Origin of the sequence: Arthrobacter sp. NPDC080031 (assembly GCF_040702485.1) — a bacterium.
Taxonomy (GTDB): Bacteria; Actinomycetota; Actinomycetes; order Actinomycetales; family Micrococcaceae; genus Arthrobacter.
In genome coordinates, this window is the sequence record NZ_JBFBLA010000013.1 from 61,793 (window position 1) to 75,600 (window position 13,808).

15 protein-coding genes and 1 pseudogene are annotated in these 13,808 nt (G+C 61.3%); 7 read left to right on the forward strand and 9 right to left on the reverse strand.

Annotation, left to right across the window (positions count from 1 at the left end):
• Positions 1-67: 67 nt before the first annotated feature.
• The 7 genes from AB0323_RS12745 to AB0323_RS12775 all read right to left on the reverse strand — a co-directional run bounded on the left by AB0323_RS12745 (position 68) and on the right by AB0323_RS12775 (position 6,939).
• Entirely contained in the window at positions 68-1,072 is a 1,005-nt protein-coding gene (locus tag AB0323_RS12745; protein WP_366177647.1) for a Gfo/Idh/MocA family oxidoreductase, read from the reverse strand.
• A gap of 112 nt (positions 1,073-1,184) precedes the next feature.
• Positions 1,185-2,411 carry an MFS transporter gene (locus AB0323_RS12750; protein WP_366177648.1) on the reverse strand — a complete coding sequence of 409 codons (1,227 nt, stop codon included), beginning with the start codon at positions 2,409-2,411 and terminating at the stop codon, positions 1,185-1,187.
• Positions 2,412-2,506: 95 nt separating this feature from the next.
• The gene (locus AB0323_RS12755) at positions 2,507-3,499 is read right to left on the reverse strand and encodes a Gfo/Idh/MocA family oxidoreductase (protein WP_366177649.1); all 993 of its coding nucleotides are present in this window, start codon (positions 3,497-3,499) and stop codon (positions 2,507-2,509) included.
• Complete coding sequence (locus AB0323_RS12760; RefSeq protein WP_366177650.1) at positions 3,499-4,398, reverse strand: sugar phosphate isomerase/epimerase family protein; 900 nt, start codon at positions 4,396-4,398, stop codon at positions 3,499-3,501. Before AB0323_RS12760 ends, AB0323_RS12755 begins: the two co-directional genes overlap by 1 nt.
• 3 nt (positions 4,399-4,401) lie before the next feature.
• On the reverse strand, positions 4,402-4,968 hold the full coding sequence (locus AB0323_RS12765; RefSeq protein WP_366177651.1) for a VOC family protein: 567 nt from the start codon (positions 4,966-4,968) through the stop codon (positions 4,402-4,404).
• Positions 4,965-5,960, reverse strand: a complete 996-nt coding sequence (locus tag AB0323_RS12770) for a LacI family DNA-binding transcriptional regulator (RefSeq protein WP_366177652.1) — start codon at positions 5,958-5,960, stop codon at positions 4,965-4,967. Before AB0323_RS12770 ends, AB0323_RS12765 begins: the two co-directional genes overlap by 4 nt.
• Positions 5,953-6,939, reverse strand: coding sequence for a Gfo/Idh/MocA family oxidoreductase (locus tag AB0323_RS12775; RefSeq protein ID WP_366177653.1), 987 nt, complete (start codon positions 6,937-6,939; stop codon positions 5,953-5,955). Before AB0323_RS12775 ends, AB0323_RS12770 begins: the two co-directional genes overlap by 8 nt.
• Positions 6,940-7,084: 145 nt before the next feature.
• Here AB0323_RS12775 and eda point away from each other — a divergent pair, with 145 nt between their 5' ends.
• The 6 genes and pseudogenes from eda to AB0323_RS12805 all read left to right on the forward strand — a co-directional run.
• A complete protein-coding gene (gene eda / locus AB0323_RS12780) occupies positions 7,085-7,732 on the forward strand; it encodes a bifunctional 4-hydroxy-2-oxoglutarate aldolase/2-dehydro-3-deoxy-phosphogluconate aldolase (RefSeq protein WP_366177654.1) in 648 nt (215 codons plus the stop codon).
• A complete protein-coding gene (locus AB0323_RS12785) occupies positions 7,729-8,283 on the forward strand; it encodes an ATP-binding protein (RefSeq protein WP_366177655.1) in 555 nt (184 codons plus the stop codon). Before eda ends, AB0323_RS12785 begins: the two co-directional genes overlap by 4 nt.
• A 251-nt stretch (positions 8,284-8,534) precedes the next feature.
• Positions 8,535-9,950 (forward strand): MFS transporter, encoded by a 1,416-nt coding sequence (locus tag AB0323_RS12790; protein WP_366177656.1) that lies wholly within the window; start codon positions 8,535-8,537, stop codon positions 9,948-9,950.
• A 184-nt stretch (positions 9,951-10,134) separates the two neighbouring features.
• Positions 10,135-10,947, forward strand: coding sequence for a sugar phosphate isomerase/epimerase family protein (locus tag AB0323_RS12795; protein WP_366177657.1), 813 nt, complete (start codon positions 10,135-10,137; stop codon positions 10,945-10,947).
• Between the two features lie 173 nt (positions 10,948-11,120).
• On the forward strand, positions 11,121-11,912 hold the full coding sequence (locus AB0323_RS12800; protein WP_366177658.1) for an SDR family oxidoreductase: 792 nt from the start codon (positions 11,121-11,123) through the stop codon (positions 11,910-11,912).
• 92 nt (positions 11,913-12,004) lie between these two features.
• Positions 12,005-12,207, forward strand: a pseudogene (locus AB0323_RS12805) (transposase); the annotation flags it as partial.
• A gap of 597 nt (positions 12,208-12,804) precedes the next feature.
• On the opposite strand, the gene AB0323_RS12810 reads toward AB0323_RS12805, so the two are convergent.
• Both AB0323_RS12810 and AB0323_RS12815 read right to left on the reverse strand, forming a co-directional pair.
• Positions 12,805-13,107, reverse strand: a complete 303-nt coding sequence (locus tag AB0323_RS12810) for a hypothetical protein (protein WP_366177659.1) — start codon at positions 13,105-13,107, stop codon at positions 12,805-12,807.
• 63 nt (positions 13,108-13,170) lie between these two features.
• Positions 13,171-13,500, reverse strand: coding sequence for a hypothetical protein (locus AB0323_RS12815; protein ID WP_366177660.1), 330 nt, complete (start codon positions 13,498-13,500; stop codon positions 13,171-13,173).
• On the opposite strand from AB0323_RS12815, the gene AB0323_RS12820 reads away from it, so the two are divergent.
• Positions 13,429-13,803 (forward strand): glycoside hydrolase family 2 TIM barrel-domain containing protein, encoded by a 375-nt coding sequence (locus AB0323_RS12820; protein ID WP_366177718.1) that lies wholly within the window; start codon positions 13,429-13,431, stop codon positions 13,801-13,803. The genes AB0323_RS12815 and AB0323_RS12820 overlap by 72 nt on opposite strands.
• The last annotated feature ends 5 nt before the right edge of the window (positions 13,804-13,808 follow it).

A 13,808-nucleotide genomic window follows, 5' to 3' on the forward strand; every position in this document is an offset into this window, starting at 1 on the left:
GCGTGGCTTGCTCGCTTCATGGCTAAATTCCTTAGTTGAGGTTGTTCAGTCAACGGTCGGCTGTGGATTAGGTTTTGGATGATGTGAGGGTGCGACCGATGCCCTTGGCCCGGAATGGTGCCGCTGCCAGGACCGCATCGGCGATTTCTGTAGCACGGAGTGCTTGGGCGAAGGAAACCGGAGGGGTTCCGCCCACGCAGAACTTCAGGGCCGTCTTCGCCTGGCGAAGGAAGAGGTCGGAGGGCTCGAAGGCTGTTTCATAATGGGCACCGTCACGCTCCCACACGTGGAGGGAATCGTTGGACCATAACATCCGGCCGTCAGTGGCCAGGACATCGATAGTGAGGCTCCAGTCACCCTGATTGAGACCTTGAGGCTCCTGCCAGGGACACCAATAGCTCTGCAACGTGACCACTACACCCTCAGGAAACTCGAGGGTGGAAATAACGTGCTCCGCCACAGGGGATCCATACATGCTGCTGCTGGCACTGGTGGCCAGTACCTTCGGGTCGCCGCCGAACCATGATGAGACCAATTCAATGGCGTGAATGCCATTCACAACAGCGACGCCGCCTTCCTTCGGGTCAGCGCGCCATGAGTTGATGCTTTGTTTGTGCGCCACGGAACGAATTGCCACGGCGATCACGTCCTGGCTTTTGACCCATTGAGCGACCAGGGACGCGGCAGGATGCTGATGAAGCGTATATCCGACCATGAGTCTCTCGTTCAGCCCTGAAGCGGCAGCCAGGACGGCACCACCTTCGGCATCTGGTGCCACCGGCTTTTCCATCAGCACGCGGAATCCCCTGTGCAGCAGATCTGCGCAAATGCCCGGCTGAATCGTCGTCGGCAGCGCTACGACCACCAGGTCCAAGTCTTCTGGGTGGAGTTCGGCAGGACTGGCCACCAACTGTGCGTCCAGCTCCTGAGCGAGGTCGAAGCCGCGATCGTCCTTCTCCACCAGAATGGTGACCTTGGCACCTGCCGCGGCCAATGCCCGCGCGTGCCGTGATCCCGCCCAGCCGGCCGCTCCGACGACGGCGACGCGGGGGGCACGGGCCAGCGGGGTCATAGTTTGACGCCGAAGGTCAGGCCGGAAATGAACCAGTTAAACATCGAACCTCTCCTTTGAGATCGGTTGCTGAGATCGATTGCAACAAACATATGGTCGTGAAAAGCGTCTGTCAAGGATGTCTCTGGGCGGGGCTTTCCTGGCCGCGTTCGTCTTCAAGCAGGCGCGGCTTGTTCACCATCAGGGCTCCTGCCAAAAGCACCAGGAGCCAGGCTCCGAGCATGCCGAACGAAGGCAGCCACCCGTCCCCCGGATCATGCAGCAGACCGAAAAGGAACGGGCCGCCGCTCGCGAGTGCATAGCCGGCTCCCTGGGCGAACCCGGACAGCACCCCTGAACCGTCTTGCGTTCGTGTTCGCTTATTGATCATCGTGAACGCGTACGAGTACACGCCTTGTCCGAGCCCGGCGATGACGACCCACAGCAGCGCGGTGGCGGGTGGAGCAAAGATGATGCCTCCGTAACCTACAGCGAATGCGATGACAAAGAGGATTGCCACGGGTAGCGGGCGGGGCATTTTCACTACTACCAGTGGCACAACCAGGGCGACAGGCAGGGCGAGGATTGAATAGACCGCCAGCATGGATCCCGCCGTTTCCTGACTCATTCCCCTGTCGACAAGAACGGCCGGAAGCCACGTGAGTGCCGCAAAAGTATTGCTTGAGAACCCTGCGAAGATCAGTGCAGCACCCCAGCCAATTGATGATCCCCAGGGTTTGACCGCGCTTGTAGCGGGATGTGGCCTGACCGGCGGTGACTCGGACCGGGCACCATCCTGCTTGCCTGCAAGAATAACCAGCCAAGGCACGGCGGCGACCGCGCTGAACACAGCCCAAATGCCAATGGAGAACCGCCAGTCATAGAGGTTGGACAAGGGTATGGCACCTTGGGCGGCCACGGCCGTGCTTGCCCCTAGGAGTGTTACGTGGAGCCCCGCGACGATCCACATGTGGTCGGGAAAATACTTCATCAGCAGAGGCGGAGTGAGGACATTAGCCACCCCGATCCCCAGCATTGCGATCCCGGTAAAGGCCAAAAAGGCCGGGACGTTACCTGCCAGTGCGCGGCCGACCTGGCCCAGTGTTGTAAGCAGGATCGAGGCCAGCAGCAGGTGTTCGAGCTGGATACGCCGCAGGAGTGGAAGGGCCACGAACCCCATCACGGCGAAGCCGGCGGTCGGCAGCATGCCCAGGGTCCCTGTCGTCACGGCGTCGAGGGGAATGTCCTCGCTTATTGGACGAAGGAGTGGGGACACCGCCGAAACCGCTTCTCTGGCGCTGAATGCGACCAGCAGGATGCCAGCAAGAGCGGTGAGCCCGCCGCGCAGCGGTTGGCTCACCGCTCCCCCGGTTTGTGATCTGCCCTGACGGAGGCGTAGTTGAGCTATGTCGGCACCTCCCTATTTTCAGCAGGTTTGTTCAAGCTCGGTTGGACTTAGCTTGCGTTTACCGCATGGCTGGCCCATTCCCGACCGGCTTGCTCCTCTGTCGGCAAGCCGGAGGCAGCGAGGATCTGGTCGAGCAGGCGCTGGGTGTAGACAGCTTCGCGGCCTGAGGTCAGCGGCTGCGCCCGGTCGGCGACCCGGTCGAGGAAATGGTGAACGGCGGCAGAAAAGCCCAGAGTGTCTGTCGCAGTGGCCCAGCCAAACGCCTCGGCGCTGAGTTCCCGGGATGTGGTGACTCCCTTGACAGTCGTCGAAACCGTCTCCGGTGCCCTGACCTCGACGGTCTTCCCGTCGCCGTAGGCGTCCAGTTTTTCATTCCAGGCACCGGCGGTTCGAGCTGCCATCAGCACTCCGGTGTTGCCCGTGCTGAAGCGGATGACGGCCGCGACCCCGTCTTCTTCCCACTGGTCATTGCCAGCTGCATGCGCGGCGACATCCACGGGTTCCCCGCCGCAATACCAGCGGAGCAGATCGACCATGTGAATGGCGTTCTCGAATGTCGCGCGGTATTCCGATCCAGGTCGGTTCTTCTGGGCGACGCAGAAAGTGGCGCCGTTGGTGCCAAAGACTTCCCGCCCGGCTGTGTAGACGGGTGCATACCGGCGGTTGAAATCAACCATCAGTATCCGTCCCCGCTCGTCGGCGAGATCGGCCAGACGTTCCGCTTCATCGGTTGCCGGAGCCAGGGGCTTCTCGCAGAACACGTCGACGTCACGGCTGAGGCATAGCTGGACGGCGTGGGCGTGCTCGGAACGCGGGGTCAAAACGAAAACCGCATCCAGCTCCTGTGCGGCCAGCATGTCCTCCACCGTTTTGTACGCAGCGTTGAAGCCCCAGCGCCGGACCAGGCTGCTTGGATCCTCGCGCCGGGAAACCAAGGCAGCCAGTTCAACGTCATCGCGTTGCACGAGGGTGGGAAGCTGGGCAATGGTGGCGATGTTTCCGGCGCCGATAACGCCGACGCGGAGGCGGTTGGCGTTCATCAGGCGTTCCTTACTTTGGCCGGATCAGTGAGCATTGAGCGCAGAACGGCGACGGATTCCTTGAATCCGTCCTCGGGTGCGGGGAGGTCTTGCGGGTGCCAACGGTATTCAAGCTCGATGCTCAGTACGTCGTCGTAGCCGTGCTGAAGCAGAGCGGCGAGGATCTGGGACCACGGAACGACGCCGCTTCCAACAACGCGGGACCGTACGGCCCGCTCTGAGGCGTTGACCCTGGCCGTTTCCGTGGCACGGAAGGCCGCGTTGGGATCCGTGAAAACAAGGTCTTTCACGTGGACGTGACCGATCAGGTCTCCTTGAACAGCGAAGGCTTCTTCGTAGTTTTCGTCGTGCGTGAACGTCAGGTTCGCCTGGTCATAGAGCACCCGGACGGACGGCTGGGCAATTTCCCGGACCAGGGCCGCTGTGTCCGCTGCCGTCTGGGTCATGGTGCCGAAATGGTTCTCCACGCAAAGGCGGACGCCGGCCTGCTGGGCTTCGGGGGCAAGGGTCTCCAGCGCCTTCCGCAACTGTCCCCACCGCCCGGCGTGATCGGTGTCTCCGGGGTGCCAGGAACCAGCGTAGACACGGACGCGGTCGGCGCCGAGCAGTTGTGCGGTGTCTATGGCCCCACGGAATTCGTCGACAGCTTTGTGCCATTCGGCGTCGTCGAGTGAGTTGATAGCGGTGGTGTAAGGCGTCAGACCGACGATTGGTACGCCTTCGCCTTCGGCCGCTTTCAGCGCTTCCATGGCCGAGCGCCGGTCCCCCAAGGGCAAGCCGGACTTGTAGTCATCCTGGTAGATGACCTCGGCGGCATCGAGCCCTGCGGCCCGGAAGAGACCAAGTGCTTGAGGAACCGTGTGGTTCGGGGTACCTAGTGTGTGACCCGCTAGCCGCATTGTTCATGTCCTTTCTGAAGTGTTTGGAGCTGCCGTCCAGTCCGCGGGACCGACCAGCCGGGGCGGGGCTGCGACGCGGGATCGGTCCACGATTTCCATCTGCAGTCCCCAGGGGGTGACGAAGTAGGTCCAGCGGTTGCCAGCTACGCGCGGGCTGTCGCCGGCGACTTCCTTGCGCTCACCGAGCACCCGCACCCCAGGTGTTTCCTGCAGTACAGCGATGGCTTCGTCGACGTCGTCGACGACGAAGCACAAGTGGTGCCCTCCGGCGTCGCAATGACGCGGTGGCGTCTCCCGCCGCTCAGCGCTGCTCCACTCGAAAAGCTCGATATTGAGGTTCGGCGGCAAGCGCAGCATGGCAAGCGTGAGCTTGGCATCTGCCGGCACTTCGAAGTTGGCGGGCATGAATCCTTCATCGGGCCCGCGTTCGGAGCGGTACAGTTCTTCAGCCCCGAGGACTTCGACGAAGAACCGGATGCCGTCTTCAAGGTTTGGCACCGTCAGGCCGACATGGTCCGTGTGCTGGAGTCCTGGCAGACGCCGGAGCACCGAGCCCTGTCCCCCGGTCATTTGCGTGGTCCCGACGTGGAGCGGCGCACCAGGAGCTCAGGTTCGAGGACGATATGGTCTACCGAGCCATCCGCGATCTGCTTCTCGGCGAGTTCGATGGCAATATGTCCCATGTCGGCGATCGGCTGCCGGATGGTCGTCAACGCAGGGTTGAACCGGGCACCAAGAGCGAGACCGTCGAACCCGATGACGGATACGTCTTCCGGTACCCGGATACCGCTTCGGCCGAGGGCCGAAATCACCGCAAAGGCCACCATGTCATTGGCTGCAATGATGGCCGTTGGGGGGTTCTCCATTTCCAGGAAGTGCTCTGCACCGCGAGTGCCCGCGTCAAGATCCGATCCGCTGTCCAGCACGACAGGCATACTGCCGCTCTGGGCCGTTAGCTCCAGATACGCGTCCATCCGGTCCTGGGCGGTGTGCGTCCCGGCAATGCCGGAAACGTAGCCGATGGAGGTGTGTCCCAGAGAGTGCAGGTGATCCAGAGCCAGCTTGATGCCGCGGCGGCTGTCGACGGTGACGGTGGGAACGGTATCGTCCCCTTCCACGCGGTCGATTACGACAACCTTATGCCCGAAGTCGAAACGTTTAAGCGCCTCGGTATCGACCTTTGTTGACGGCGCCACGATCCCGAAGGGGGCATACATCGCCTGCATGGCAGTGAAGTACCCGTCGGTCTTGGCAGGGTCGCCATTGGTGACGCAGAGCAGCAACTGGTAGCCACGGTCGTCAGCTGCCTGTGTCATCGTCTTGGCAAGTTCTGCAAAGAACGGGTTTGTGATGTCAGGGACGATCAGCGGAATGAAGGTGCTGGTCTTACGACGGAGCGCCTGGGCAAGTGGACTCATCGTATAGCCGAGTCCTTCGGCAACCCGGAGGATGTGCTCCCGCGTCTCACTCTTCACCGCCTCGGGGCGCGAGAACGCCCGGGAGACCGTTGACCGGTGGACACCGGCGGCTTTTGCAACGACGTCGATACTCAAGTCAGGCATGTTCTCTTCCTCCGTGCTGGTTGTCGTACGCCTGCCAAATGGGGCGCATGACATTTTCGAGCTGGGCCAGCGTAGTCAGGCCCCGGAACCCATCATCCAGCGTCCGGGCGACGCTGCGCACGAACGCATCATAAAGCGGGTCGCTGTCCACATTGATCTTCTCGACCTCCGTGGTGCCGTCCAGTGCCGTGAAGGTAGCCGTGCCGTCCGAATCAACGGAGGCGAACCCTGCCTCACCGGCTGAGGTGAAGCTGCAGTAGCGCTTAAGCGGCGAGCCAGGGAATGCGTAGCCAACCTCCACAATGGCCTCCCGTCCCTCCGGTGTCGTGATGATGAGGCTGGCATGATCCTCGACAGCCTGGTTGTGAAGAACCGATGACAGCCGGGAGTCCACGTGTGCAGCGGACTCATTGCTGCCCCGCAGGAACAGATCAACAAAATGCGGTGCCAGGTTGGCCAGGCAACCCCCGCCCGCCTTGACCGGGTCGAGCATCCAGGGGTTCGCATTGTCGAAATACCGGGATGGTGGGCCAGCGATAAACGAGGTCCGCTGATACGTTGGGCGCCCTGCCTTGGCAAGCCATTCGTCGGTGGGTCCGCCGCGCTGGACCAGCGGGACGGTGGCAGGCACGCCGGCCGCCTCGGCGGCTTGACGCACTGCAGAAAGCTCTTCAAGGGAAGTGCCCAGCGGCTTTTCCACGACGAATGGAATGCCGCGCTCGATCAGGGCGAGGCACTTTTCAGCCATTCCGTCATGGGGACCAAAAACGTATGCGAGTCCGACGTCGGGGAGACTAACCAGCTTCTGCCAGTCGCCTTCAACCGGCGCCTCCCAGACCCTAGCCAGCTCCTGAACCTGCATGAGGGAAACATCGTCGTCACCGACTCCTATGACCTCGTGCTCTTCGGCAATAGCCGGCGCGCAGAGCGGAACATGCCAATGGGAAGCTCCCAGAACGATTGTGCGTACATTAGTCAACCGCGATACCCCCTCGTATGAGATCGGTTGCTGAGATCGGTTGCAATAACACTATGGATGGTGGGAGAGTTTGTCAACGGAACCAAACACAACAAGGGCCGGGCCGCTCTAGGCGTTAGTGGCACCCGGCCGGAGAGAGGACAGCATGTATAACAAACTGCGCACCCTGCAAACAATCGACGAGTCGGGGGCGGTACTCATCGTCCGCCTTGAGAACGCAGAGCTTGCCGAAAATGTTGCGGAAGCCGCCATCGAAGGAGGGTTCCGGGCACTTGAGATCACGCTTTCAATTCCCGGCGCCGTAGAGGTGATCCGTCGGCTCGCCGCGAAACATGGGCCCAGCGGCGTGGCAATCGGCGCCGGAACCGTGCTGGACGAGCACTCGGCGTACGAGTGCATCCGCGCCGGCGCTCGTTTCCTGGTCAGTCCGCAACTGAACCCCGCGATGATCCGTACCGCTAACCGGTACCAGATACCAACTATCAGCGGGGCCTACACCCCGACCGAGCTCGTTGAGTCCGCCGAGGCAGGCGCCGACATCCTCAAACTCTTCCCGACCGAGGCGGGCGGCGTCGCCTACGCGAAGGCCGTGCTCGCACCGCTGGCACATCTGCCTATCATGCCGGCAGGTGGCGTAACCCTGGACAATGTGGGCGAATGGTTTGCGGCAGGCGTGGCAAGCGTCGGCGTCGGCAGCTACGTGACGAAAGCATGGCAACCGGACGGCGATTTCTCCCGTGTCACTGGGGCAGCCCGGGCATTTCTATCGGCGGTGGCAGAGGCCCGAAAGTGACGACTCCCAAGGTCTTCATCGTCATCGGGCCTGCCGGATCCGGAAAGACGACGGTTGCCCAGCGAACAGCAAGAGAGCATGGGGCTGCGTACCTGGACAAGGATCGGGTCAGCGGCCGATTCGTCGAGTTCGCGCTGACCGTCACCGGGCATGATCCCACGGACCGCGAATCCAACGACTACTACCGCGACAACCTGCTGCCGCTGGAGTACGAGACTCTCATGGATGTGGCCGGGATAAATCTGCGCCTTGGCCGATCAGTGGTCCTTGACGCTCCCTTCGGGGCCTACTTCGGAGAGGCGGGCTACATAACCCGTGCGGCGGAGGACTTCCACTGGCCCTCGGCCGAGATAACCGTAATACGGGTCCGCGTTCCTCAAGACGTTCTCCGCGCCAGGCTCACCCGGCGGGGCCTGGAACGGGACCAATGGAAACTTTCCCATTGGGATGACTACTGGTCGGTGTACGGGAGTCTGGAGTGCGCCTGGTCCGGAGTGCGGTTCCTCGACTTCAATAACGAATCACCACTCCTTGCAGCGGGTGAAATCTAGACCGCCGCTTCCCGTATTGGCCTCGTTGTCCTCCCGGACGAATGCAGGCAATGCCAAGAAACCTTAAACCCAGCGACAAGACGTTGACAGGCACTTTTACCGTCCGTATTCTTGTTGCAACCGATCTCAGCAATCGATCTCATCGCCGCGGCTCGCTGGAGACGCTGTTGTAAGGGCAGCCGCAAGGATCATCAATTGCGCCGGGCTCCTCCCGGCATCCCCTCAATAAACTTCAAAGCATGGAGAGTTCAATGAAGACCTCACAACAAGCCTTCGGCAGTCCTGGCGCTTCGGGATTTGCGGAAGTGTCCGCCCGCCCTCGCCGCAACGTGAATATGGTGGCCGGAACGATCGGCCACTTCGTCGAGTGGTACGACTGGTACATCTACGGGCTGCTCGCAGCGGTGTTCTCAACCCAGATATTTCCAAGCGGTTCCTCGTTTGCCTCCCTCATCGCGGCTCTGCTCACATATGCGGTCGGGTTTGTTGTGCGCCCGCTCAGCGGAGTCATCATCTCTCCGCTGGCCGACCGTTTCGGCCGGCGGCGTATCCTGACGCTGTCCATCTCCGGAATGGCGCTCGGTGCTCTAATCATCGGCCTCACACCCTCGTTTGCGACCATCGGCTATGCAGCTCCGATTCTTTTCCTGGTGGCACGCATCCTCCAGGGAATCTCGGCCGGCAGTGAAGCGCAGAGCGCCATCGCCTTCATGGTCGAACACGCTCCCGCGAACCGGAGAGGCCTGTTCGGTTCCTTTTCCAACACGGCGAGCGGTCTCGCGACTCTTGCGGCGACCGGCGCCGCGGCCATGGTGACATCAGTCTTTGCCCCGGCGGACCTTGCCGCCTGGGGTTGGCGCATCCCGTTCGTCGCGGGCGGCATCCTCGGCGTCGTCGGCCTCATCTTGAGGGCCCGCGCAGAAGAGACCCCCGAGTTCGAGGCAACCGCCCTCGTCGATCAAAAGTCCGCGGCGGCCCGCCTGATGGACCTGCTTCGCGAACACCCCAAGGCGCTGCTGCAGGCAGCAGCCCTCTCCGCCCCGGCCGTGGCCTACTACACCTGGGCCACCTTCCTCCCCACCTACGCCAAGCTGACCAGCGGCCGGGACCTTGCGTCCACGCTGACCGGGAACGTCATTGGGCTGGCTTTGCTCGTTGTGATCGTGCCAATCTGCGGTGCGCTCTCAGATCGCCTCGGCCGACGAAAGATCTTTCCAATCGTCGGTGCCATTGGCATGATCGTGCTCTTCTACCCCCTCCTCCTCCTTTTGAACCAGCCAGGCTTTGGCGTCTACGTTCTGGTATCGGCGTCCGGGTGGGTGGTTCTCGGTATCTGGCAGGCCGTCTACCCGACCATTCAGGCCGAGCTGTTTCCCGCCGCGGTACGGGTCTCCGGCATCGGGTTTGCACACCAGATCGTCATCGCCGTCTTCGGTGGCACCGCGCCACTGATCGCCGCTGCGTTCGTGGGCGCCGGACAGCCCATGCTTGTCGCGGTCTACATGATTGTCGTCGTCGCCCTGTGCCTCATCGTCTACTTCACTCTCCCGGAGACTGGCAGCCGGGCCGGCCGCGCCACCGTTGCGCTTGCTGACGCCGAGGTACTTGAAGGCGAGCACCTACTGGCGGCCCCATCGCCGGCAACCGAGGAAAAGCGCTCCCGCTAGGTCCGCTTAGTCCCAATAAATCCGTGGCGGCTCGATCGGGCAAAAAAGGCGGCATTCAGCTCCGGGGCCCTTCGAGCCGCCCGCGCATCCAGCGGACGATCCCCCTGAGTCAGACTCGAAATTCACATTTGAATTGGGACGTAACAGCCCTTTCCATAGGCGCAGAACTGAGAAGGAGCACTTTATGATTATTAATACATTTTCCTATCTATGGTCATCTACGGCAATTGATGCGATCGGCGAACTAGTCGAGAATGGCTATCGAACTTTTGAAGTTCCGGTGAGCTCTCCACATTGTTGGCCTGATGAATTATCGGACTCGGAGCGTTCTGCAATCCATGCAAGGCTCAACGACTACGGCGCAAGAATCCGGTCCCTGAATGCCGGCGGATATGACATCAATTTGGCCAGCCCTGGCGCCAACATGCGCCGCAAGAGCATCGAGCACATCAAGTCGGTGATCGACCTGGCTGCAGCTTGGGACGTCCGCGAGGTCGTGATATCCCCCGGCACACGACGCCCCATGATCTCACCCTCACTCGAAAAGACCTACGGGTGGATGTACGAGAGTCTGGAAAACCTCATTCCGCTCGCCAAACAGGCCGGCGCGAGGTTGCTTTTCGAAAATACCCCATACTGCTTCACCCCCACCATCCAGGACCTGGCGGGCATCGTAAATACTGTAAACGACGATTCAGTCAAGATCGTATACGACGTCGCCAATGCAGCATACATAGGTGAGGACCCCGTTGATAGCCTGCTCTCCCACCACGAATACATTGGCCTTGTGCATATTTCCGACACCGGCATGGAGACCTGGGGGCATGATCCAATCGGTACCGGAGTGATCGACTGGAACGGATTAGGCAAAGCCGTCAAGGCAACCTGCGGCGTCAATAATGTTGTTCTTGAGATCATTCGCGAAGAGAACCCCGTGCACGAATTCAAAAAAGCAATGCGGGACCTCCAAGATCAAGGCTGGGAGCTAGAGAACTAATCCCTGACGGAAATCACGGCTGTACAATCAGCCAGGGTATTGAAGAAAGTAAAATGGCAGATTCACCCTGCGAATCGAAAGTGTCAAACGACATCTGCAGCCCTAGTCTCTCCTATCGAGATTTTCGGTGATAACGATTCCTATGTGAATCCCTTCTAGTATGGAGTGTTGAAATGAGAGCTTTGGTCAGTGGTGGAAGTAGCGGCATAGGCGCGGCTGCATGCGTGAGACTCGCCGAGGCGGCTCTTGCCCGGGGCGTACACCCGATGATTGCGGTTTGTGGACAGGAATCGAACTCCAGCCAAGAGCAGGTGGTTCGTTCAATCCAATCAATGGGAGGCACTGCCATAGCATTGGAGGGGGACCTCGGGGATCCCGATGTGCCAAGTCAGCTTGTAGGAGCTGCGGTCGCCGAATTCGGCGGTCTGGATGCAATGGTCGCGAATGCCGGTATCGCAAACCCGGGCGCGATCTGCGACGTGTCACTTGAGGACTGGGACCACATGTTCTCCGTCAACCTCCGCGGCGCGTGGCTGCTCGCCAAAGCAAGCTACCCGCATTTGAGGGACAGCCACGGTGCCGCGTGCTTCACCTCTTCAATGTCTGGACAGCTACCACACGCCGGATCAGGTGCTTACAGCCCCAGCAAGGCGGCACTGACCATGCTGGCCCAAACGCTCGCGTTGGAATGGGCACCTGACGGTATCAGGGTGAATGTTGTATCACCCGGTATGACTCATACAGGAATGACGGAAAAGATGTACGCCGATCCCCAAATCAAGAAAGCAAGGGAAGATATTATCCCGCTGGCAAGGATCGGGGACCCTCTGGATATTGCGAACGTCATCGAATTTCTGGTAGGCCCACTTTCGGGTTATGTCACCGGACAAGACATCTGTGTTGACGGTGGCTTCTCTAAGTCCATTCTTAGCCATATTCCCGGTCGCCCTAGCTCCAAATCCTGAAGGCCGAGCTGTATCCGTTCTCCTAAAGCAGTGACGTAGCCGTTGCCCCCGGGAATAGCGGCAGCCCTGCTGCGGCAGGTTGGCGCCGCCCGCGTGTTGGTGAGGAGGGCCTGGCGCTGACCGGCCCGGATGGGCTGCTCAAACAGCTGACCAAGACCGTCATCGAGACCACGCTGGACGAGGAATCGACCGGGCATCTCCGTTATGAACGGGCGACACGGCGGCCGAGGACATCGCCAAGGCGCGCAACGGCATCCGCTACAGGACCGTACTGACGGAGACGACTTGCCCGGTCAATGCTCGAGGCGCAGACCACCCCGGCAGTGGTCACCTCATCGCTGCCCTTTCTCGTGTGCGAAGCCGCACACCGTAGGGCCGTACAGCGGAACACTCGACCCGCCACGGACCGGCGAAGCGCCCCAGCCAAGCCCATCTCATCCGAGATTCGAGACGGGATGCGCCCGGGGTCAGCACGATCCACGGCCCGAGGATCCGCGTCATCTTCGCCAGAAACACCAGCCCTCCGTTGAACTTCTCCGTCACGGCACACCCATGCACCGCTCGGACCTCGATCCCATGTCCAGTTACAGGGTCGCTTGTGGTGTTCACGATCGGTTCGCCCAAGAAGCCTCCGCATCATTGTCGGGGAGCATGCCCGGCTTTGTGGCAGGAGCGGAACGTGGACCTGCACGGAGCCGTGCGCGCTTGCCTCCGTGCAATTTCTGGAAGAGAACGGGTCCAGCTACCCGCGCCTCAGCGCCGCCTGGTTTCCCATCTCGCGTCCACACTGCGGGTTGGCTGCTGGTCCCACACCTCGGCGTGGTTCCAGTGTCACCAAAAAGACCACCCGCAGTCCGCGGCACGTTGGACTATTCCGTTCTGGCGACGACCGTCAGCATCCGTGGTTGCGATGGACATCGCCAATGCCGCTACTCAGAGCGCTTGGTGGATCCTGACGGGGACCAGAGCGGTGTGTCGATTGGGGAAAGTCGGTGTCGAGTCCGTCGATGCGCCGCATTCGTTTGCCGTTGAGCACTGCGAGGGTCTCTTCGGGAAGTGGCGTGGTGAACGCGTTTTCAACGTAAGTGTATTCGGCGGCGAGCCGGCCTACCGGCGAGAGCGCGGCGGTATCGATGCGTCCGCGTTCCAGGTACAGGTCGTCGCGTACGTGGAAGCGCGCTATCGCACCCCACACCACGTGTTCCGTCTGTGAACAACGGGCTCACGCAGGCAACCATCCCGCCAGGCAGCCTCACGGTCACGGAGGACGGCCGCCTCCAACAACGGTATCTTCACGACTTCTACAACTACGCCGGCCTGCACCGCAGCGTCTGGCTGCACAGCACCCGTCAGCGCGGGTGGACGATGTCACTGTCGTCACCGGCTTTGAAGGCACCACGGGATCGGTGGAGTACAGCATCAGGCTCGCGAAGTCCACGACAACGACGTTCTGCTCGACTCGTACAGTCAGCCCTTCGGGGTACGTACCGTCGAGGTCCGCGGCACTCAGTTCCTCATCAACGGCGAGCCCTTCTACTTCACTGGCTTCGGCATGCACAAGGACCATGTCACCATCGGCAAAGGCCACAGCGACGCCCAGATGGTAAACGACTTCGAGCTTCTGCGGCCGTGGGGCTCAACGCCGCGTTTGCCGGCTTCTTCGGCGAAGGCGGCAAACGCACCTACGCAGAGGACTTCGTCAATGAGGAGACCGCCTCCAGCCACCGCCAGGCCACTACCGAACTCATTGCCCGGGACACGAACCACCCCTGCGTCCTGGTTAGACCCTCTCAGGGGATCCAACCAGGACGCAGGCTTCCCTCAATTCGGTGTTCCCCAATCCCAGCGCGCAATAGCTCGGGGCCGAAATCCATGCTGGGCCCTGCTCTGAGCGGC